This window comes from Streptomyces sp. 35G-GA-8 (assembly GCF_023534745.1).
Classification (GTDB): Bacteria; Actinomycetota; Actinomycetes; order Streptomycetales; family Streptomycetaceae; genus Streptomyces.
The window spans coordinates 105997-127218 of record NZ_JAMHJQ010000005.1 but is presented as its reverse complement, the minus strand read 5'-3'; the positions used below and the strand labels follow the sequence as shown (position 1 = coordinate 127218).

The window sequence follows — 21222 nt, the reverse complement described above, 5'->3', positions numbered from 1 at the left end:
CGGGGGTGCCGTGTTCAGGCGAGGCGATTGGTGGTGCCGGTGTCGTCGGCGGCGGTGGGCAGTTGCCGGTGGCCCTCGGAGTGGTGGTTGACCCAGCCGCACACGCCGCAGCTGTAGCGGCCGTCGAGGCCGGCGATGTGCGTGCCGCACTGCCGGCATTCGGCCTCCGTGATCTGCGGGCCCTCGTCCGGCACGGGGGCGGGACCGGCCTCACCGTCCCCCGCGGGCGAGTCACTGCGTGCGCTCATGAGGGGAGGCTACCGCTGTGCGGCGGCACGCATGCGCTGCCCCCTCACCTGGTGCTTATGGGCACTCTTGGCCGTTCCCGCGGCCGGGGTCCGACGATCGGCATCGGCGGCACGGTTATATGACCGGGATGCGCGCCGAGGGGCTTCGCGCTCTGCCGGAAGCCGATACCGGGAACGATTCGTGATCAGCCCTGAGCCCAAGCGAGGGAGCAATGGACGGAACTGAGGAGAACCAGGGAAACGGCACGTACGACGTAGTCGTGCTGGGCGCCGGTCCGGTCGGCCAGAATGTCGCCGACCACGCCCGCGCCGCCGGCCTCACCGTCGCCGTTGTCGAGCGCGAGCTCGTCGGTGGTGAATGCTCCTACTGGGCCTGTGTCCCCAGCAAGGCACTGCTGCGGCCGGTCATCGCGGTCTCCGACGCCCGCCGTGTGGACGGTGCCCGGCAGGCGGTCACCGGCGGACTGGACACCGCGGCGGTCTTCTCCCGTCGCGACCACTACGTCAGCGACTGGGACGACACCGGGCAGGCCGAATGGGTCAAGAGCATCGGCGCCGTCCTCTTCCGCGGCCACGGCCGGATCGACGGACCCCGCCGTGTCACGGTCACCAGGGACGACGGCGCACAGCACACACTCACCGCCCGCCACGCGGTGGCCGTCGCCACCGGCAGCCGGCCGGTCCTGCCCGACATCCCCGGCATCGCGGAGGCCAGGCCCTGGACAAACCGTCAGGGCACCGACTCCAGCACCGTGCCCGGCCGGCTTGCCATCGTCGGCGCCGGTGGGGTCGGTATCGAGATGGCCACGCTCTGGCAGGGCCTGGGCTCCCGGGTCACCCTGCTCGCCCGCCGCCGCCTGATCCCCCGTATGGAACCCTTCGCGGGCGATCTGGTCGCACGCGGACTCAGCGAGGCGGGCGTGGACGTGCGGACCGGCACGCAGGTGACCGCGCTACGGCGGCCGGACCCCGCCGGACCCGTGACCCTCACCCTCGATGACGGCGACGAGGTGGAGGCCGACGAGGTCATGTTCGCCACCGGCCGGACACCCAGCACGGACGACATCGGCCTCGACACGGTCGGGCTCACATCCGGCTCCTGGCTGGACGTGGACACCACCTGCCTGGTCCGCGGCGTCGACGGCGCCTGGCTCTACGCCCTCGGCGACGTCAACCACCGCGCTCTGCTGACCCACCAGGGCAAGTACCAGGCGCGGACCGCGGGCGACGCCATCGCCGCCCGCGCCGCCGGCCGCCGCCTCGACGACGGACCCTGGGGCGACCACGCCACCACCGCCGACCAACACGCCGTCCCCCAGGTGTTCTTCACCGATCCGGAGGCGGCGGCCGTGGGCTTGACCGCCGAGGAGGCGGTCCGCGCCGGCCACCGGGTCAGGACCGTCGACGTCGACTTCACCCCCGCTCAGGGCGCCGGCCTCTACGCCGACAACTACCGGGGCCACGCCCGGATGGTCGTCGACCTGGACCGGGAAGTCCTCCTCGGGGTCACCTTCGTCGGCCCGGGGATCAGCGAGCTACTGCACTCGGCGACCGTCGCCGTGGCCGGTGAGGTCCCGCTCAAGCGGCTTCGGCACGCGGTCGCCTGCTTCCCGACCGTCAGCGAGATCTGGCTCTTCCTGCTCGCCGCCTATCACCGCGACCACGACTGAGCCGCGTCACGCCGCCGGATGCCACTCAACGCCATGCCACGCCCCGGTGTTGTGCCCTTGCGGCGGGGCCGGGGCCGTGGGGTTCGGCGACGGGCAGCCTGAGGGCCTTCCGCCTGGATCAGGCCGGATCGGGGAACGGGCTGATCGCCTCCCGTGGTCGGCGGCTTCACCGTACCGGGGTGTCCGGGGCCCCCGTGGGGAACTCCTCGATGCCGAGCACCCGCAGCAGCTCCAGCCGCTCGCGGGCCTCGGCGTCCGCCGGGGTGAGCACCAGCAGCAATTGCCGCTGGTCGGGAGTGACCAGGGTCTCGCAGTCCATCGTCAGCCGGCCCACCCGGGGATGCAGGAAGGTCTTGTGGTCGGCGCGGCGGACCGCCACCTCGTGTTCGGCCCAGAGCCGGCGGAAGTCGGCGCTCGCGGCCCGCAACCGGTCGACGAGTCCGGCGACCGTGGGATCCCCGGACCGGCGGCCGACGGTCGCGCGCAGGTCGGCCACCAGTTGACGGTCCTGATGCTCCCGATCCTCGGGCGGGCAGACGGCGCGGGCGGCGGGCTCGGTGAACCAGCGATACGCGATGTAGCGCCGGTCGCCGGAGAAGCCGGTGTGGTCGCCCGTCAGCAGGACTGCCGCCCGGTTCTGGGCAAGGCACTCGCCCAGGTCGGACAGCACCACGGCCGGGGTGTCGCCGAGCAGATCGAGCATGCGGATCAGCCCGGCACGGGCCAGGCGGGCCACCCCGTCGGCGGGCGGGGGCTGGTGACCGGCCAGGTGGAACAGGTGGTCGCGTTCGTCGTCGGAGAGGCGCAACGCACGGGCCAGCGCGCCGAGCAGCTGGGTCGAGGGCTGACTGCTGCGGCCCTGCTCAAGGCGCACGACATAGTCCACCGACATGCCAGCGAGCATGGCCACCTCTTCCCGGCGCAGCCCCGTCGTGCGGCGACGGCGGCCGTCGGCGAGCCCCACCTCGGCCGGGCGGATCGCCTCGCGGCGGCGGCGCAGGAAATCGGCGAGCTGGTCACGTTGCATGACCTCATGGTCCCTCGCGGCAGGCGGGCCGATCCAGGGAGCGGCGCTCCCATGATGAACGCTCCGCTCCCACGGGGCGCGGTGCGGGCGCAAGGTGAGTGGCGGATCGACCGCGAAGACGAAGGAGAACGCGATGCAGACACGAACCCTGGGCAGCACAGGCCCGGCCGTTTCCGCACTGGGCCTGGGCGCGATGGGCATGTCGGGTGCCTACGGCGCGACCGACCGCGCGGAGAGCACCGCCACCGTGCACGCCGCGCTGGAGGCCGGCGTCACGCTGATCGACACCGGCGACTTCTACGGCATGGGCCACAACGAGTCGCTGCTCGCCGAGGCGCTGCGCGGCCGGGATCGGGACAGCTACCAGCTGAGCGTCAAGTTCGGCATGCTGCGCGGGCCCGGCCCGGAGTTCGGCGGGATGGACGGCCGTCCCGAGGCGGTGAAGAACTTCCTGGCCTACTCGCTGACCCGGCTGGGCACCGACCACATCGACATCTACCGCCCCGCCCGGCTGGACCCGGCGGTGCCGATCGAGGAGACGGTGGGCGCGGTCAAGGACATGATCGACGCAGGGCACGTGCGCCACCTCGGCCTCTCGGAAGTCGACGCGGCGACCATCCGCCGGGCCCACGCCGTGCACCCGGTCGCCGATCTGCAGATCGAGTACTCACTGATCTCCCGGGCGGTGGAGGCGGACATCCTGCCCACGCTCCGGGAGCTCGGCATCGGCCTGACCGCGTACGGCGTCCTGAGCCGCGGCCTCATCTCCGGGCACTGGAGCGCCGGCCACACCGCCGGCCCCGGCGACAGCCGCGCTACCGGCCCGCGGTTCTCGCGTGGGAACGTGGAACACAACCTCGCCCTCGTCGAGGCCCTGCGCCGGGTCGCGGCGGCGAAGGGCCGCACCGTCGCCCAACTCGCCATCGCCTGGGTGGCGGCACAGGGCGAGGACATCGTGCCGCTGGTCGGCGCCCGCACCCGCGAGCGGCTGGCCGAGGCGCTGCCCGCGACGGAGCTGACCCTCAGCGCCGACGACCTCGCCGAGATCGAGAAGGCGGTGCCGCCGGGCGCGGCGCACGGCGACCGATACCCCGCCGCGTTCATGTCCGGCCTCGGCACGGGAAACTGAGTCCGGCACCCCTGCCGGGCTCGCCTCTCGGCCCTCCCGGTGGGAGAGGATTCGCCTGCTGTTCCACCCATCGGTAACCTCGATTCTTTGATTCACGCGGCGCTTCCCCGAGATTCGGGATAATGGTCGCGTTCCCCGCGAGGTGATACCGGTCGGCCAGTACTGCCCGTAACCGAGAAGGCATGCATATCGGGAACTGGCCTGGTGTTTTCGTGATAGAGTCTCGATGAATTCACAGGATGCCACAAAAAAGGGGAATGGCGTGAATATCGAGAAGGTTGCGGCTCGACGTCTTACGGCCGAGGAGGTTTCAGAGTTGGGCCTCCAGGACGACATCTTCGTCTCGGCGGAGATGGACGGCCTTCCTCTCGACTGCTTCGCCCCGGCTTTCCTCACGGAGCCGGGTAAGAATTTTGAGGGAGGGTCCTTCACCGCGAGGACGATTTTCGACAAGGAAATACAGATTCTCCCGGACAATTCCGAAGAGCGGGGAATCTGGATAGCCGACGAGGCAGGGGAAGAAATAGAGGTTCTCCGGAGTGCGGGCGTTCTGCTGAACCTCGCCCTCTTCGTGCCCAACGGGAGCAAGGAATCTCTGGAGGCGCTCTACGCCGCCGCGCGGGACGCGTTCGGTGTGGGGATCGTTCAGCGCTGGAGCGAGGAAGTCGTCGCGGTGCCGGACGTCAAGGTCGACCTGTACGAGGAGCCGATCCGGGGGCGAAAGGGCGCGAACAGCCAGAACCGCGACCGCCGCGCCTTGGACATCTACCCGACCCGAGTGCGGTTCCTGGAGCCCAGCGATGGCTGGAAGTTCATTGTCGAACCGCACAAAGAGGTCGTCGACGACACGCCGACGATCTGACCTGATGGCGGCCCAGAGGCTGTTGTCAGCAGCTTGAGCGGACGCTCGGCCGGGGTCTCCCGGCCGAGCGTTCTGCGTGGGCGGGGTGACGCCGACCCCGGCCCGCGTCCTGATACGCGGAATCTGCCCGGAGGCTCGCCGGGGCTGGGACCGGCGGCATACCGGCGGGCGAGGAAGCTCCCGGTCGCGATGTGCCGGTCAGTCCGCCAACTCCCGTGTGTCCAGGGGCATGTGCCAGGCGATCCGGCGCTTCACGGCGTCGATCCCGTCCTGCAGTGGCGAGGGCGGGACAGCGAGCACGGGGCAGGACGCGTGTGCGAGGCAGTAGCGGGCGACCGAGGGACGCAGCGCCCGGCGCAGCCGTCCGCGTACCCCGGCGCCGACGACCAGCAGGTCCTCGGGGCTGTTGGCGGCTCCGGTCAGCACGGCGCCCGGTGTGCCCCGTACGACCAGACCTTCCATCGGCACCCCGGGCCCGGCGTCGCCGAACGCGGTGCGCGTCGCCTGGAGCAGCCGCTCGACGGCCGCCCAGCGGCACTCGTCGAGCAGTGACGGGCCGGACGATCCGCGCCGGCTCGGTTCCCCGCCCGGCGGCGCCCAGGCCAGCACGGCCCACAGTTCCGCATCCGCCCGACGGGCCTCGGCCGCCGCCCGATGCAGGGCGGTCAGACTGCCCAGTGTGCCGCTCACCCCGACCACCACGCGCCGCCCGCCGGATCTCTCCATCACGCCACCGCCCCTCACCGGATCTCAAGGTTTCCGCCTCCCATGAAAGGACCCGTGGGGCGATATCCCGGTCCGTTGGCGACTCTCTGACGGGGAGACGGCAGACTCTGACGGGACCATGACGGCGTCACGCGCGAGGGTCGGGCCCCGGCCCCCGGGCACGCGGATGGGCCCCGGGCTCGGGCCCTGGGCCCGGGGCCAGGCGCTTCGGATGCCGCACGGAGCTGACAGCCGCACCATGGGAGGAAAGGGGAGAACAGCCAGGGGGAGGAGAGCCGTGCCCGCGCCGCTTGTGCGGATCCCGCCGCTACAGCGGACAGCACGCCGATCACACAGGGAGACCAACGTGCGAGCAACCTTCTCGCTCGGGCGGATCGCCGGGGTGAGGGTCGGGGTTCACTGGAGTGTCCTGGTGATCTTCTTCCTCCTCGCGCTGGGCCTGGCACAGGGGCGCTTCCCGCAGGTGGAGCCCGGACACTCGGCCGCGTTGTACTGGGTGGCCGCACTCGCCACCTCTCTGATCTTCTTCGCCTCGCTCCTCGCCCATGAACTGGCCCACGCCATCGTCGCCCGGCGAAACGGGGTACAGGTCGACGACATCACGCTCTGGCTTCTGGGCGGCGTGGCCCGGATGAGATCGGAGGCGTCGAATCCGGCCGCGGAAGTACGTATCGCGGGCGTGGGTCCGTTGGTCAGCCTTCTGCTCGGAGTGGTCTTCGGGCTCTGTGCCTAGCTCCTCCATCTCGGGCATGCCCCGGGACTGCTCATCGAGGCGGTGACCTGGCTGGCCGCGATCAATATCCTCCTCGCCCTGTTCAACTCCATCCCGGCAGCCCCTCTGGACGGCGGCCGACTGCTGCGGGCCCTGCTGTGGCGTCGGAGCGGAGACCCCCTGCGGGCGACGGTCAACGCGAGCGCCGCGGGACGCGCCTTCGGCTGGCTGCTCGTCGCGGCCGGCTTTCTCCTGTTCATCGTGACCCGCACCTTCGAGGGGCTCTGGCTGTCACTGATCGGCTGGTTCCTCATCGCCGCCGCCACCGCCGAAGGACGCCAGGCGCATTTCCGGACCCTTCTGGCGGGTATCCCGGTCCGACAGGCCATGACTCCGGGCCCGGTCACCGTGCAGGGCGGGCTGACCGTCGCGCAGTTCCTCACCGACCCCCTCTACCGGTATCGGTTCTCGGCCTTTCCCGTGGTCGGCGAGGGCGGCAGGGCAGCAGGGCTGGTCACCCTGGACCGTGCCAGACACGTACCCGAGGAGCAGCGGGACTCCCGTACGGTCGCGGACGTGATGCTGCCGCTGGAACAGGTCACCACCGCGGCCCCGGACGCCCCCCTCGCGGACCTCCTGCCGCGTATCCGGCCCGGCGCGGAGAATCGCGTGCTGGTACTGGACGACCACCGGCTCCTCGGCATCATCTCCTCCAGTGACATCAGCCGAACGGTCACCTGGCTGATGGCGTCCCGCCAGCAGACCGGGGGATGGCGAAAGCCGCGGTGATGACGCGAGCGGACGCCCGGCCGGACAGCGCCTACTCGTCCAGCGGACAGGACCTACGCGTCTAGTCGACGAGCGTGGTGAGCAGGCCGGTCTCCAGGTCGTAGAGGTGACCCGAGACCTTGACGTGGGAGGACACATGCGGGCTGCTCCGCAGGAGCTCGACGTCCTTCCGCAGCGTCCGGGCGGGCTCGACCACGGCGAGATCGGCGATGGTCCGGTCGTCGTAACCGAGACGCGTGACAAAGCCATGGCGCAACTCGTCGTCGGCGAACAGGCCGGATCCGCAGTCGGTGTGGTGGATGACGGCCAGATCGAACCAGTCGGCGTCCGGCGTCTTGACCTCGTGGAGATAGCTGATCCACGCCACGTCCTGGAGGACGGCGGGGGTCACCCGACCGCCCACGTTGCGCAGGATGATCGCCTCACCGAGCTCGACCCCGAGAATGGCGGCCGGTTCCACCCGTGGATCGATGCAGATGATCACGAACGTCTGCTTGAACGGGACGAACGGCACGGCGGGCACGTTGAGCCTGGCGTCGGTCCGCGCGAACCTCTTGTTGCGCTCGATGTACGTCGAGAAGTTGGACACAGCCTCACGTTGGCACACGGAACGCCTCTCGGCGATCGGTGGAGCGTCGACCGCATGAGCCGAGCCGACGTCGCTCAGCCGACCCTTTCCCTCCCGAGAAGGAGCGAGATGACCTCCTACCGCACCACACCGACTCTCCGTGACCTCGCGGTGTTCACGGGGAGACCGCAGCACCGGAACTTCTGCCGCATGGCCGAGATGCTGCCCTCACGCACCATGGCCCCATCCTCCCGGCCGAGCGCCCTGCCCGAGGGGGAGCCGAGCGGCCTGCCGCCCACCTACCGTTTCGAGGGGACCACGCGCTCGACCAGGGCCTTCCTCTCCGACACCGATACCGCGGCCCTGCTCGTCCTCGTCGACGGACGCGTGCGGCACGAGCACTACGCGCTGACCGGCGGACCTGACGTTCCCTGGATGTCGATGTCGGTCGCCAAGAGCTTCGTCTCCGCCTTGGTCGGGATCGCCCTCGACGAAGGACACATCCCCTCCCTCGACGCCGCTGTCAGCGACTTCGTACCGGTTCGGCCGGGCTCCGCCTACGACGGTGTGTGCGTGCGTGACGTGCTGCGGATGTCCTCCGGTGCGCGGTGGACCGAGGAATACAGCGACCCGAGGTCCGAGGTGTTCAGGCTCGTCCAGGAGTCGGAAAGCGGCGGATCGCTCGCGGAGTTCGTGGCCTCCATGGAGCGCGCGTACGAACCCGGTACGGTCTGCCGTTACAACTCCGCCGACACCGTGGTGCTGGGTCTCCTGGTGTCCCGGGCCACCGGCCGCGGCCTCGCCGACTACATGCGGGAGAAACTCTGCGAGCCGCTCGGCATGGTCTCGCCGGGACACTGGCTGGTGGATTCCCGAGGCATCGAACTGGCCTACTACGGCCTCAATCTCACCGCACGCGACTACGCCAGGCTGGGCGAACTCTATCGCAACGGGGGCGTGTGGCAGGGCATCCGCGTCCTGCCCGCCCAGTGGGTGACCGACTCGGTGACGGTCGGTGCCCCCCACTGCGAGCCGGGACGCGTCCTGGGCCAAGGACCCCTCGGGTACGGCTACCAGTGGTGGATCCCCGAGGGAGACCGCGGTGAGTTCAGCGCCATCGGTGTCTACAACCAGTACGTCTACGTCGACCCGGCCGGCGCCACCACCATCGTCAAGCTCTCGGCCAATCGCACCTTCGGCACCTCGCCCGACGAAGCCACCAACCGGGAGCGGGAAACCCTGACACTGCTCCGGGCCATTGCCGCACACCACACCTGACACACCGCGACGTCAGCCGTGACTGGTGTCGATGACGCAGAAGAGGTTGCCCTCGGGATCCGCGAGCACGACGAAGTCGGCGTCCTCGGGATACGAGTCCCAGTCGACACGTTCAGCGCCCAGGGAGACCAGTCGAGCCACCTCGGCCTCCTGATCGGCGGCGTCGCCCGCATAGAGATCGAGGTGGATCCTCGGCCGCTCCGGCGCGGGCGTCGTAGTGAGGTCGAGGGCCAGCGCGGCACCGGACCCATCCGCCGGCACCAGCACCACCCAGTCGTCCTTCACCTCGCCGTCACGAGGGACATAGCCCAGGGCCCGACTCCAGAACTCCGCGGCCCGCCGCACATCGCCGGCCCCCATCACGATCGTTCCGATGCTCAGCATCCGCCGATTCTGGCAGAGACCTGAGTCGAGTGTCGCCGCTCCCTCCCCGGCAGGGCGTGCCGGGCCGCACGGTCGGGCCGGGCCGCACGGGCGGTCCTCGCCGCGTCACCCCGCGCGCCCAGCCGGCGGATCACACCCAATTGAGTTGACGTCCGAGATGTCCTCGGGTCTCCTGCTGTGATGTCTGACCTTCGCATCCAGCAGCCGGACGACGACGCCGCACTCGGCGACTGGCGGTACGCCCACAACGCGATCATTCCCGCCCACCCGCTCTCCCTGGACGACGTACGGGAACGTGCCCGGCGCTACCACCTGGAGATCGCCTATCTCGACGACGAACTCGTTGGCTGCGGCACGGTGCGGCCACCGACGGACGACACACGGACAGCCACCGTCATCGCCCGTGTACTCGCCGCCCACCGGGGACGGGGGTTCGGCGAGGAACTGTACGCGCGCGGGCTCGGCCGGGCCCGGGAGCTGGGAGCCGAGGTGATCGAGACCGTTGTCCTGTCCTCCAACGAGGACGGACTGCGGTTCGCGCTGAAGCACGGCTTCGTCGAGATCGAGCGATACCTGCTGCCCGGAGACACCATCCCCTGGATCGACTTGCGACTCTCCTGACGGGGCAGGGCCCCGACGCGTGCCGATGTGCCGAGGAGCCGAGGAGCCGAAGGCGGCCTTACGGTAGCTGACTCCGCGGTCACCGCGACCGAGAACAGAAGTGACCGCGAAGATGCCAACGGGGATACTGTGTAACGGAGTTGGGCCTAAGGGGGCGCGGTGACGCGGAGGTCTGGATGACGGGGACGGGTACGGGTACGGGGGACGGGTCACGGAGCCCCGAGGAGGCACTGGCCGCTGCCGTGGTCCGGGTCAAGGGCCCCGGCGGCGAACTGGCGGGAGCGGGCTTTCTCGTCTCCCCCGAACTGGTGGTGACCTGCGCCCATGTGGTGAACGACGCCCTTGACCTGCCTCGCGAGGACGACGTGGCGGCGGGCACCGAGGTCTTCGTCGACCTGCCCTTCGCCGAGGGCGGCGGCGCGGCGGAGGTCCAGCGGTGGGTGCCGGTCCGGGCGGACCAGACCGGCGATATCGCCGTCCTCCGGCTGCGGGCGCCGATACCCGGGACCCGCCCGGTGAACATGGCCGACACCGAGCGGGTGTGGGGCCACGACGTACGCGTGCCGGGCTTCCCGCGCCGCTCCCCGGGCGGCGTCTGGCACTACGGACGGCTGCGCGGCGGCACCGCCGAGGGCTGGGTCCAGCTGTCGCAGGCGGACCCCCACGGCGTACCCGTCGAGCAGGGGTTCAGCGGCAGCCCGGTCTGGGACGAACAACTGCGGGCCGTGGCCGGCATGGTCGTCGTGATCCAGCCCGGCGGAGTCCAGCAGAGCTTCCTGATCCCCACCCGCACGCTCGTCGCCGAACTGCCCGAACTGTCACCCGTGGTCCGCCCCGCGTCACCGTACCGCGGCCTGTCCACCTTCCAAGAGGCCGACGCGGACGTCTACTTCGGGCGGCAGGACGACATCGCCGATGTCACCGCCCTGCTTCTCGGCTCCCACCCATGTGTCACCCTCGTCGGCCCCTCCGGCAGCGGCAAGTCCTCGCTCGCCCGCGCGGGGGTGGTGCCGCGGATGCGTGAGCGCGGCCATGTCGTCCTGGTGGTGCGCTCGGGTGAGGGCGGCTCCCTGCGAGCGGCACTCGCGTCGGAGCTGGTCACGGCCGTACGTCCCGGACTGCGCGGGGCCGACAGGGCCCAGGAGGTACGCCGGCTGGAGGACCTGCTCGCGGAGCGCGGCCTCATGGACGCCCTGCGCATGACCGGCGGGGAGTGGGAGCGGCGACCGCTCGTCCTGCTCGATCAAGGCGAAGAACTGCTCGCGGGACCGGACAGCGAGGTCGAAGAGGCCGTACGGCTGCTGTTTCCCGCGCACCACCGCGATGGACCGCGGGTGTGTGTCACCCTCAGATCGGATGTCACGGACGCGGCCCTCAACCACCCGCTGCTCGGCCCCGCACTCGGCCGCGGCCAGGTACGGCTGCTCGCCCCGATGTCCCGCGCCCAGTTGGAGCGGGTGATCCGGGGCCCGCTTGAGGCGACGCCCGCCGTGACATACGACGACGGACTCGTGGAGCGGATGCTCGACGACGCGGGGGACGGCCCCGGCGCGCTGCCCCTGCTGGGCTTCGTGATGGCGCAGCTGTGGGACGGACAGGCAGCGGGGCGGCTGAGATTCGATACGTACCATGAAGTCGGCGGCGTCCAGGGCGCGTTGGGACGGTACGCCGAGACCGTCTGGCGGCAGTGTGTCCGCGAGGCCGACGAGACCGAGGCCATGCGGCTGCTCACCGACCTCGTCCGGTTTCTGCCGGGCGGCGAGGTCCCGATACGCAACGCCCTGAGCCGGGAGGAGGCGGGGCCGGGGCGCTGGCGGATCGCGACCGCGCTCGCCGAGCGGCGGCTGCTCGTACTGCGTGGCGGTGACGGGGAGACGGTCACCGCCGAACTCGCCCACGAGGCACTGATCGGCGCCTGGCAGCGGCTTGAGGCGCGGGTACGGCAGGACCGGAAGTTCCTGGGCTGGCGGGCGGAGCTGCGGCACGACGAGGAGCGCGGGCAGCTCCTGGAGGGTGAATCCCTCGCGGAGGCCGAACGGTGGGTGGACCTCCGGGGCACCGAACTGACCGACGCGGAACGGCGGTTCATCGATCGCTCGGTCGAGAGGAGGGCGGCGCGGGAGGACCGTGCCCGGCGGCGGGTACGGCAGAAGCGGTGGTTCATCGGCGGCCTCGCCGTCCTGACGGTGCTCGCGGTGGTCGCCTCAGGGCTTTTCCTGTCGCGCAACGCGGAGCTGGACGGGCAACTGCGGCGGGCGGCGTCCGAGCAGTTGGCGGTGCGGGCAGCGCAGCTCGACGACGTGTCGGTGGTGATATCGGCGCTGTTCTCGGGGGCGGCCTACCGTACGGCCGAGGAGCCGGAGGCCCGCACCGCGTTGATCAGTCAGTATCTGCGGCTGCGCCATGTGGAGCGGGTGGTGTGGGACAACCACGCCCCGGTCCGTGATGTCGCGATGAGCGAGGACGGCAAACGCGTCAGTGTGGGCATGACCTCGGGCGACGCCGTCGGTCTGACCCTCGGCAAGGACAAGGTGGACGACCGCGGCCTGCCGACAGGATCGAGGATCGTCACGCTCTCACCCGACGGGCGGATCTTCGCGCGGGCGTCCGTCAACGGGAAGGTGTCCCTGGGAATCCCTCCTGAAGGCCCGGAAGGCCTGGAGAACGAGGGCGACTGGCGCACGGTGGTCCTGCGGGACGGCGACACCGTACGGAAGAACGCTCGCGCTGCCGTCGACCTCCGTTTCGACGGTACCGGCGGCAGAGTACTCGCCGCGCTGCCCGGCGAAGGCGTCCTGGCGTGGGAGTCCGAGAGCGGCCGACGCGTGGGCAAGGCGTTGCGCGCACCCACGGGATGGGAAACGGCCGAGGCGTGGTTCGGTCCCGAGGGAACCGTGATCGGCCGGATCACCCAGGAAGGCGCGGCCGCGGGGGCCGAGGGCCGCCTGGTCCGCTGGAACCTCGCCAACGGCGAACGCGACTCGGCGACATGGGGAACGGACCGGACCGGTGCCGTCACCGTGAGCGGCGACGGCCGGACGCTGGTGCGGTGCACTCCCGAAGGGGTACTCCAGGCCTGGGACCTGACCGGCAGTCCGAAAGTGCGCCATCAGTACAGCAGGAGCCAACTGGGCCTGGTCTGCCCGCTGTATGTGCCGCGCCTGGACCGGACCGGCCGCTTCCTCATCAACCCGGCGCAGCGCTTCGGTACCTCTCTCGGCAGGTTCCGGTTCCTCGTCCTCGACCTGGCGGAGGGCCGCCCCAGCACCCTCGACCTGCCCGCGCCCGCCCAGCAGGACGAGTTGTTCACCGGCAGCTCGCAGCCGCTCGCCATGGCGCTCACCGGGGAGCCGGGGAATCTCCGGGCCGTGGTCGGCGTCGGCGCGACGGTGATGGTGGCGCGTGTCCCGGAGCCGTCCGCGTTCGACACCGCCATGCTCACCGCCCGGATCAGGACGGTGGACGCCGATCACAACCGCGTCATCAGTGTCGACGCCGACGGCAATGGACTGCGTCTGTGGGACCTGCGTACACGGGGACTGCTGGCGGCGGTGCGGCCGTCCCGTCCGCTGGCCGCCCTGTACGGCGCGTACAGCCCGGACGGCAAACGCGTCCTCACGCCCGCGGCGGACGGCCGTACCGTCCTGGTCTGGGAGATGAACGGGGGCACGCTCAAAGAGGTGAACCGGATCGATCTGCCACGACCGCCGGACATCGACCCGACAGGTCCCGACCCCCGCTCCGGGCGCACGCCCGCGTGGGTCAACATCAGCTTCGACGGCCCGGACCACGCGGTGATCTCGGCGTTGTCGTACGTCGTGCGATGGGACCTGCGGCGGGGCCGGGAAGCGGGCACGGCCTACCGGCCAAGGGCCCAGGAGTCGGTCGAGGTCTCGTTCGCCGCCGCCGGCACCTGGGCGGTGGCCCGCCCGGGGCACGGGCAGGCGGCGGTGCGCACGGCCACCGGGGGCTACGACATCGTGATCTGGGACTTCGAGGAAGGGCGGGAGGTCGCCTCGATCGACACGGAGGAATTCGGCGACGTCAAACAGCTGGGCTTCGACCCCACGGGCCGGCTGCTCGCGGTGCTGAGCGACAACGGCGGCGTTCGGGTGTGGGACATGGACAAGGAGGGCAAGGACAAGTGGCTCGCACCGCTCGCGTACCGGGGCGTCCAATGGCTCGCCACCTTCGCCTCGGAGTCCACCCTGAGCACCCAGAGCACGCTGAACGAGTACACCACCTGGGATCTGCGCAGCGGCACCGAGCGCTACCACTTCACACCGGGGTACGGCGCGACCGCCGACCTGACCCAGGACGGCAGGTTCATGGGCCTGGTCGACGGGTCGGACGGCTACCTCCTCGAACTCGACCCGGAGCGATGGCTGGAGAAAGTGTGCGCGGTGGCGGGGCGCGGTCTCACGCGGGCGGAGAAGTCCCTGACCCCACCGGGCAGCAGAACGGACCAGGTCTGCGACCCGGCGGGCGCGGATTAGGCGCCGCCCTCCAGCGGATGCCCAACTGGACCGCGATCCCCGGGGTGGTCGGCTTCTCAGCAGGAGAGGTTGCCGCCGACGTCGGTGCCGAGGATGCCGGCGAACTTCTTGTACAGGTTGATCCGGTCGTTCCGTTCGTCGGGGTTCTTGCCGTCGCACTCAAGGGCGCCGTTGATGCTGCGGATGGTCTCGCCGAAGCCCTTGTTGTTGACCATGGCGTCGTGCGGGGTCGTCCTTCCGGCGCCGGACTGGGTGTTCCAGAACCAGAGCCCGGTCTTCCAGGAGGTGGCCGGGTTCTTCTCCGCCTGCCAGGGGTCGTGCAGCAGGTCGACGCCGAGGGCGTCGCCGGCGGCCTTGTAGTTGAAGTTCCAGCTCAGTTGCAGCGGTCCGCGCCCGTAGTACGCGGACTGTCCGGCCGGGCAGCCGTACGGCTGCGAAGAGTCGCAGTAGTGCGGATAGTTGGCGGTGTTCTGCTCGACGACGTACCTGAGCCCGCCCGTCTCATGACTGACGTTGGCGAGGAAAGCCGCGGCCTCGCGCTTGCGGGCGGCATCGTTGCCGCTGGCGGCGAACTTCGGGTACGCACCCAGGGCGTCGGTGAGACCGCGGTAGGTGTAGAAGGAGTTCCTGTTCGGGAACATCGTGTTGAACTGGGCTTCACTGACCACGAACGAGGCGGCGTCGGCCGGCGTCGCCTGACCGGTCATGGACAGGACGCCGCTCAGAGCAGCGGTTGAGGCCAGCAGGGACAGGGTGCGGGAGTGTTTCATCGTTCCTCGGTTCGGCAGTCGACAGGTAGGCGCGCAGCGCCGGGTCCATCCTGATCAACAACTCCGCGATGAGTCGCGAATAACGGCCGAAACCACTCATTAGAGGCATAGTCGGCCAACTGGCGTAGCGCGGCGGAGCCAGAAGTGGGTCTCCGGAATTCGGCCCGTTACGGGTGTCGAGAATGGGCCGCCGGCTCCGTCCTCGGTATACCGGTGGCCTCAAAGGGCCGCACAACGCAGAGGGAGAAACGTCATGACGCTTCAGCGGATGGACAACATCGGCATCGTCGTCGAGGACCTGGACGCCGCCGTCGCTTTCTTCACCGAACTGGGCATGGAGGTCGAAGGCAAGGCGAAGATCGAGGGACTCTTCGCGGATCAGGCCGTCGGACTCGAAGGAGTCCGCAGCGACATCGCGATGATGCGGACCCCGGACGGTCACAGCAAGCTGGAGCTCGCGCAGTATCACACCCCCGAGGCCATCGGTGACGGATCGCACAACCCGCCGCCCAACACGCTGGGCCTGCACCGGGTCATGTTCGCCGTCGACGACATCGACGACACCATCGCCCGCCTGCGCACCCATGGCGCCGAACTGATCGGCGAGGTGGCGCAGTACAAGGACATCTACCGCCTCTGCTACCTCTATGGCCCCTCAGGCATCATCCTCGCCCTGGCCGAGCAGATCGGCTGACGGCCCCTCCGCGAGCGCGGCACATGAGCACCGTGCTCCCTCGCCTCATGGCCTCATGGAATGAACCTCACCTCCGGAAAGGCCGGCGACGGGCCGTCGAGCAGGTGTCCCCGCTGCCGCAGGTGGAGGTCGAAGAACGCGAGCGGGTACGCCTGCTGGATTCGTACCGCCCGGCCCGGATCGAGGGTACCGACCCATGCCCGCAGCTCCTCGTCGCTCATCCCGACCGCTTGCGCCAACTGCGGGATCAGTGCCTGGTAGTCGCCGTACGACCGGTGGACCGCCTCGTCGGCCCGGACGTTGAGCCGCCAGCCCCGCAGCCGCGACCAGAACTCCGCGACGCTCGGCTCGGCGGCCCGGGTGAAGTCGGCGGTCATCAGCATGAACGGCCGGTCCAGCTCGGCGGTGAAGGTCGGTTGCATCGGGCCGTCGAGGCTCAGCCCGGCCCGTACGCGCCGGTCCTCGCTCATGACAAGGGCAGTCGCCGTCGCGCCCTTCGACCAACCGAACATACCGATGCGCCGGGGGTCGAGGGCGCCGAGCAGACCGGCCGGCAGCGGCCGGTGTTCGGCGTCGGGATTGCGCCCGGCGCCAAGGTCCTCGACGCGGTCGAGGACGAAGCGGAGGTCCTTGGCGAAGTCCGCGGGTACCAACGCGTGCTCCGGGTCCCGGAGCGGGACGATGACCCGGCCGTCGGGAAATTCGCTGAACGCGTCGTGTGTGTGATCCACCGTCACCACCGCATACCCGTGGCTCGCGAGTTCCTGAACCACGATCGTGTTGTCGGCACGGTGGTCGTGCGCGCCGTGCGAGAACACGACGACCGGCAGTCGTGTGCCCGTCCGCCGTACCGGGGCGCCCTCGTGGACGGCCCTGAGCGGCGCCACCGTGGCATCGGCCGGGAACCCCGCCGACGTCAGAAGCGCCCGCAGAGCGCCGGGGGCCATCCAACTCGCCGACGGATACCGCCCGGTGTCCCGGGCCGGGTACCAGACACTGGCCATCAACTCGCGGTAATGCCCAGGACCGGCCACGGGATCCGGACGTGAACGGTCGACGAGACGCAGCGACACCGTGCCCACCGGGTACGGTCCGGTGGGTCCGGGCAGCTCGATCCGCGGTGGGTTCCGGGAGAGGGGAGCCGCCCATGCGCGCCCAGTGACGCCGATCGGTACGGCGCCCCCGGCTGCCAGCGCGGCTCCGAGCATGCGACGGCGCGTCATACCTCTTGGGTTGATGAACGGCGTGGTGGTCACGGACCCTCCCGGGGCTTCTCGGACGGAACGGGGCTCGCGGCCCATCCCGTCAGCCGCGGCGCTCCCGAACAGCGAGGTCGTGCGTCAGCGATGAGGGATTCACCATAGCCTTCGCGAGCAAGGGAGTTGGGCGGTTTCCGCTCGTTCTCGGCATCGGTGTCATGAGTGTCCGTACTCATGCGCGCGGGACTCCCTTCGCGGCACAGTGTCTGCGTCATGACAAGTGATCGGGAGGGGCAGGCGTGATGCGTGCGAGAAGCGTGGTGACCGTCGCGGTGGCGGCGGTGTTCGGCCTGGCGGGGGTGGGGGCCGGGCCCGCCGTGGCGGCTGGGGGTCTACTTCCGCACCCGGGGCCGGACGGTCTGGTGTGGGTGGAGGAGATGACGGGAGACGGTGGCGTCGCGTCGGGGGGCGCGTGGGATCGACTGCCGACCGTGCTCACCGTGGCCTGTGAGGGCGGCGGCAGCGTGGCGGTGACGATGGATTCGCAGGACGTACGGGTGGCCGAGTTCGCCGTGGACTGTCCTGTCGGCAGTGCGGGTGTGGGCTCGGTGACCATGGACGCGGGTGTCGTGCGGGGGTCCTTCACGGTGGGGGTCGACGCCTCGCACGACAGCGTCCGGTGGGCCCTGACGGTGACGCAGCCCGAGTAGAAACCCGCCGGGGGACGTCCGGGTGCGACCGGCCGCTGGAGCCGTGCCGTGGTGAGCGCGGCTGCCCGAGCTCGCACCGCGAAGCCCGGATCCGCCGCTGTCGCCGGCCGATCCGGGCCGGCGGGTGGTCGCACCCGGTCAGCGGGTCACCAGGTGACGGGCAGCTCGTGCAGACCGCTGAAGAACTCCTTGGAGCGCCAGCGCAGTTCGTCCACGGGAACGGCCAGCCGCAGGTCCGGCATACGGCTCAGCACCCGTTCCAGAGTCACCTGAAGTTCCAGCCGGGCGAGGTGGGCGCCGAGGCAGTAGTGCGTCCCGTGCCCGAAGCTCACATGCGAGTTGTTGGCACGGTCGAGAATCACCCGGTCCGGGTCGTCGAAAACACCGGGGTCCCGGTTCGCGGCGGAGGGGGAGACGATGACGGGCTCGCCCGCGCGGACGAGGACCCCGCCCAGCTCCGTGTCCTCCGTGGCGTAGCGCGGCAGGCTCAGTCCGTTGAGCAGCGGCACATAGCGCAGCAGTTCCTCGACCGCCTTCGGGATGAGACCGGGCTCGGCGCGCAGCCGGGCCATCAGGTCCTCCTCGCTGTCGCGGGGGAGCAGCAGGAGAGAGAAGAAATTGCCGATCTGGTTGGTGGTGGTGACGAATCCGCCGACGAGGAGTTCATTGAGCAACCCCATCAGTTCGCCCTCGGAAACACTCCCGTCCTTGTCGCAGGCCCGGACCATGAGCGTGAGCAGATCGTCGGCCGGCTCCCGGCGGCGCGTATCCACCCAGCCCCGCATGAGGGCGAAGAACTCCGTGGCCCGCCGTTGAATCGTCTCGGGCGTGGCGCTCCCCGAACACACGGTGTCGGCCCAGGCCCGAACATGAGGATGGTCCGAGTGGGGCACGCCGACCAGTTCGCAGATAAGTGTCATGGGCAGCGGGAAGGCGAAATCCTCGATGAGGTCGGCGGGCGGTCCTGTGTCGATCATCCGGTCCAGCAGACCGTCGGCGGTCCTGCGGATGTCCTCGCGCAGTCGCTCGATACGGCGCGCGGTGAATTCCTTGCTCAGGAGGGAGCGCATCCGGGTGTGGTCGGGGGCGTCGCTGGCGATGAGACCACCTCCCGTACGGGGCATCCGCCCGATGCGGGGCTGATCGCGGCTGACGGCCGTGGCGAGGCTGAATCGGGGGTCGGACAGGACGGTGCGGACATCCTCGTGACGGGTCGCCAGCCAGGCGTCCTCACCGTAGGGAAGACGCACCCGGGCCAGGGGCTTGTCCCACAGCTGACGGTATTCGGGGTGCAGATCCAGACCTTCGCTGGTCCAGAAGGGATAGGAGAGCGGCTCTGGATGCTGGGCGGGGAGCTGGTCCGGGCGGGGGGACGGAGGGGACAGGGGAGACATGGGGGTGTCCGCCTTTCCTGGTGAGGTCTTTCCTGGTGCGGTGCTGGGGCGGTGCGGTCGGCAGTGCGGTCGGCAGTGCGGTCGCCGCCGGTCCCCGGCGCTCACGGTGTTTGCTGTCACTCAGTGGTGCTCGGCGTTACTCGGCCTTACTCGATGGTGGTCGCTGGTGCTCAGTGGGGGAGACGCACGGGCTCGGGCGGTGCGGACGTGTCCGGCTCGCGCACGGGAGACCCGGGACCCACGGGGATGAGGACATGGGTCGGCGGGGGCGCGGAATCGTCGACGGAGGCGGTGAAATCGATGCCGTCGTCGCGGCAGATGAACTGCATGACCTGCCGTCCGGCGCCGGCCGCCCTGATGAGGCCGCCCGTGGTGGCCCAGACGCCGGAGAGGTAGAAGTTCTCCAGGCCGGGCAGGACCGGTCCGTTCTTCTTGACCAGTTCCTCCATGGCCTCGCCGCTCTCGACGAAGGGCTGCCAGCCGAGGAAGGTGCCCTCGTAATTGCCCGTGTAGCGGATCTGGGTGAGGGGGGTGGAGGTGTCACGTACCTGGACGGAGTCCTTGATGCCCGGATAGCGCTCGTCCAGGAAGTCGACGACCGTGTCCCGGACCCGGCGTTTGGCCAGCGAGTACGCGCGCCCGCGCCGCACGGGCAGTGTGTGCAACTCCCCTCCCCTGCGCAGGCGGCTCAGCTGTTCCGGCCCTTCGCTCAGCTCGCGCCAGGGCGCGGTGTCGGAGAAGTACGTCGCGTAGATGACGGTCGTGTCGCGCGGCGAGAGCTCGGGGTAGTACCGGCTGCGGAACTGGACATTGAGGCTGGGATGCCGGATGCCGCGCAGCCGCGAGGCGGTCTCCTCGTCGAGGAGATGCGTGGTGGTGGGTTCCCCCTGCGGAAAGGGCCGCCGCAGGCCCAGGAACACACTGACATAGCCGGGGAAGACCATGCCGGGCTCTTCGATGGTCCGGGTGAAGAGCCGCCGGTAGTCGTCGTCGAGATACCGGCCGCCGAGAAACTTCATCAGGGTGGTGGGGCCGTCGCACGCCGAGACGATGAGGTCCGCGTGGTACTCGCGCCCGTCGGCGAGCCGCACCCCGATCGCGCGGTCGTTCTCGACCAGGATCTCCTCGACCTTGGCGTTGTACGTGATCTCGCCGCCGAGCCGGGTGTACCGCTGGGCGATCGACTGGGCGAGTCCCAGGGAGCCGCCCTCGGGCACCCCCGCCGACAGGTTCGCCTGCGCGGCCATCTGGAAGTAGAAGGGCAGCACCGGGAACGCGGGGTGCTTCTCGTACAGGATGTAGTTGAACGCCTCGCGCAGCAGCGGGTCCTTGAAACGTGACGAATACTCCGTCATCAGTACGGACATCGAGGTCCGGAAGAGGTTGAAGTACGGGATGAAACCGGCCAGCATGCGCCAGCGCTCCCACCGGCTCATCAGGCCGACCGGCTTGAGGAACGGATAGGCGGGAAGGCAGGAGCGGAACTTCCGCAGTCCCGCGCAGAACGAGCGGATGGGGCGGGCGTCGGCCGGTGACAGGGAGAGCAGATGGGCTTCGAGCCGGTCCGGGTCGCAGTAGAAATACACGGCCCGCCCGTCCTGGCCGCGCACGATGTTGAACACATCGAAGTGGCGCATCTCCTTGCCCTGGAGGGCGCCCAGTTCGAGCCAGATCTGGTGCATCTCGTTGCCGGGGCCATTGCCCAGCAGCCAACTGATGCAGCAGTCGAACGTGAAGTCACCCCGGCCCCACCCGGTGCAGCAGCCGCCGGGGATCTCGTGCATCTCGAAAACCTGGCTGCGGTAGCCGTTCATCTGCGCGTAGCAGCCGGTGGACAGGCCACCGAGCCCGCCACCGATGATGATCATGGATTCCCTGCGCTTGGCAGGCGCCATACGCTGCTCTCCTCCTCGATTTTCCGGACGTCTGGGGTGGGAACTCGATG

General features: G+C 70.0%; 19 protein-coding genes. 10 read left to right on the top strand and 9 right to left on the bottom strand.

What is annotated here, in order from left to right:
* Nucleotides 1–14 precede the first annotated feature (14 nt).
* Nucleotides 15–248 (bottom strand): hypothetical protein, encoded by a 234-nt coding sequence (locus tag M1203_RS12595; RefSeq protein WP_249949716.1) that lies wholly within the window; start codon nucleotides 246–248, stop codon nucleotides 15–17.
* 212 nt (nucleotides 249–460) lie between these two features.
* Here M1203_RS12595 and M1203_RS12590 point away from each other — a divergent pair, with 212 nt between their 5' ends.
* Nucleotides 461–1918, top strand: coding sequence for an NAD(P)/FAD-dependent oxidoreductase (locus tag M1203_RS12590; protein WP_249949715.1), 1458 nt, complete (start codon nucleotides 461–463; stop codon nucleotides 1916–1918).
* A 166-nt stretch (nucleotides 1919–2084) separates the two neighbouring features.
* On the opposite strand, the gene M1203_RS12585 is transcribed toward M1203_RS12590, so the two are convergent.
* A complete protein-coding gene (locus tag M1203_RS12585; RefSeq protein WP_249949714.1) occupies nucleotides 2085–2945 on the bottom strand; it encodes a helix-turn-helix transcriptional regulator in 861 nt (286 codons plus the stop codon).
* Nucleotides 2946–3078: 133 nt separating this feature from the next.
* On the opposite strand from M1203_RS12585, the gene M1203_RS12580 reads away from it, so the two are divergent.
* Entirely contained in the window at nucleotides 3079–4074 is a 996-nt protein-coding gene (locus M1203_RS12580) for an aldo/keto reductase (RefSeq protein WP_249949713.1), read from the top strand.
* Nucleotides 4075–4336: 262 nt separating this feature from the next.
* A complete protein-coding gene (locus tag M1203_RS12575) occupies nucleotides 4337–4936 on the top strand; it encodes a hypothetical protein (RefSeq protein WP_249949712.1) in 600 nt (199 codons plus the stop codon).
* A 198-nt stretch (nucleotides 4937–5134) separates the two neighbouring features.
* On the opposite strand, the gene M1203_RS12570 is transcribed toward M1203_RS12575, so the two are convergent.
* Nucleotides 5135–5662 carry a universal stress protein gene (locus tag M1203_RS12570; protein ID WP_249950023.1) on the bottom strand — a complete coding sequence of 176 codons (528 nt, stop codon included), beginning with the start codon at nucleotides 5660–5662 and terminating at the stop codon, nucleotides 5135–5137.
* A gap of 346 nt (nucleotides 5663–6008) precedes the next feature.
* Between M1203_RS12570 and M1203_RS12565 the strand changes: the two genes are divergently transcribed.
* Nucleotides 6009–6395, top strand: a complete 387-nt coding sequence (locus tag M1203_RS12565; protein ID WP_249949711.1) for a site-2 protease family protein — start codon at nucleotides 6009–6011, stop codon at nucleotides 6393–6395.
* Nucleotides 6396–6437: 42 nt separating this feature from the next.
* The gene (locus tag M1203_RS12560) at nucleotides 6438–7163 is read left to right on the top strand and encodes a CBS domain-containing protein (protein ID WP_249949710.1); all 726 of its coding nucleotides are present in this window, start codon (nucleotides 6438–6440) and stop codon (nucleotides 7161–7163) included.
* Nucleotides 7164–7224: 61 nt separating this feature from the next.
* On the opposite strand, the gene M1203_RS12555 is transcribed toward M1203_RS12560, so the two are convergent.
* Nucleotides 7225–7752: a carbonic anhydrase gene (locus tag M1203_RS12555; protein ID WP_249949709.1), complete on the bottom strand. Its 528-nt coding sequence runs from the start codon at nucleotides 7750–7752 to the stop codon at nucleotides 7225–7227.
* Between the two features lie 108 nt (nucleotides 7753–7860).
* Here M1203_RS12555 and M1203_RS12550 point away from each other — a divergent pair, with 108 nt between their 5' ends.
* Nucleotides 7861–9009, top strand: a complete 1149-nt coding sequence (locus M1203_RS12550; protein ID WP_249949708.1) for a serine hydrolase — start codon at nucleotides 7861–7863, stop codon at nucleotides 9007–9009.
* A 12-nt stretch (nucleotides 9010–9021) separates the two neighbouring features.
* Here M1203_RS12550 and M1203_RS12545 read toward each other — a convergent pair whose 3' ends face one another.
* Nucleotides 9022–9393: a VOC family protein gene (locus tag M1203_RS12545; RefSeq protein WP_249949707.1), complete on the bottom strand. Its 372-nt coding sequence runs from the start codon at nucleotides 9391–9393 to the stop codon at nucleotides 9022–9024.
* 180 nt (nucleotides 9394–9573) lie between these two features.
* Between M1203_RS12545 and M1203_RS12540 the strand changes: the two genes are divergently transcribed.
* Nucleotides 9574–10014, top strand: coding sequence for a GNAT family N-acetyltransferase (locus tag M1203_RS12540; protein WP_249949706.1), 441 nt, complete (start codon nucleotides 9574–9576; stop codon nucleotides 10012–10014).
* 176 nt (nucleotides 10015–10190) lie between these two features.
* Nucleotides 10191–14510: a trypsin-like peptidase domain-containing protein gene (locus M1203_RS12535; RefSeq protein ID WP_249949705.1), complete on the top strand. Its 4320-nt coding sequence runs from the start codon at nucleotides 10191–10193 to the stop codon at nucleotides 14508–14510.
* A 56-nt stretch (nucleotides 14511–14566) separates the two neighbouring features.
* Here the strand turns inward: M1203_RS12535 and M1203_RS12530 are convergent, their stop codons facing one another.
* Nucleotides 14567–15280 carry a chitinase gene (locus M1203_RS12530; RefSeq protein WP_249949704.1) on the bottom strand — a complete coding sequence of 238 codons (714 nt, stop codon included), beginning with the start codon at nucleotides 15278–15280 and terminating at the stop codon, nucleotides 14567–14569.
* A gap of 253 nt (nucleotides 15281–15533) precedes the next feature.
* On the opposite strand from M1203_RS12530, the gene M1203_RS12525 reads away from it, so the two are divergent.
* A complete protein-coding gene (locus M1203_RS12525; RefSeq protein ID WP_249949703.1) occupies nucleotides 15534–15974 on the top strand; it encodes a VOC family protein in 441 nt (146 codons plus the stop codon).
* Nucleotides 15975–16027: 53 nt separating this feature from the next.
* On the opposite strand, the gene M1203_RS12520 is transcribed toward M1203_RS12525, so the two are convergent.
* The gene (locus tag M1203_RS12520) at nucleotides 16028–17230 is read right to left on the bottom strand and encodes an acetylhydrolase (RefSeq protein WP_249949702.1); all 1203 of its coding nucleotides are present in this window, start codon (nucleotides 17228–17230) and stop codon (nucleotides 16028–16030) included.
* Nucleotides 17231–17475: 245 nt separating this feature from the next.
* Between M1203_RS12520 and M1203_RS12515 the strand changes: the two genes are divergently transcribed.
* On the top strand, nucleotides 17476–17883 hold the full coding sequence (locus M1203_RS12515; RefSeq protein ID WP_249949701.1) for a hypothetical protein: 408 nt from the start codon (nucleotides 17476–17478) through the stop codon (nucleotides 17881–17883).
* Between the two features lie 146 nt (nucleotides 17884–18029).
* Here M1203_RS12515 and M1203_RS12510 read toward each other — a convergent pair whose 3' ends face one another.
* On the bottom strand, nucleotides 18030–19277 hold the full coding sequence (locus tag M1203_RS12510; RefSeq protein ID WP_249949700.1) for a cytochrome P450: 1248 nt from the start codon (nucleotides 19275–19277) through the stop codon (nucleotides 18030–18032).
* 170 nt (nucleotides 19278–19447) lie between these two features.
* A complete protein-coding gene (locus M1203_RS12505; RefSeq protein WP_249950022.1) occupies nucleotides 19448–21145 on the bottom strand; it encodes an NAD(P)/FAD-dependent oxidoreductase in 1698 nt (565 codons plus the stop codon).
* Between the last annotated feature and the right edge of the window lie 77 nt (nucleotides 21146–21222).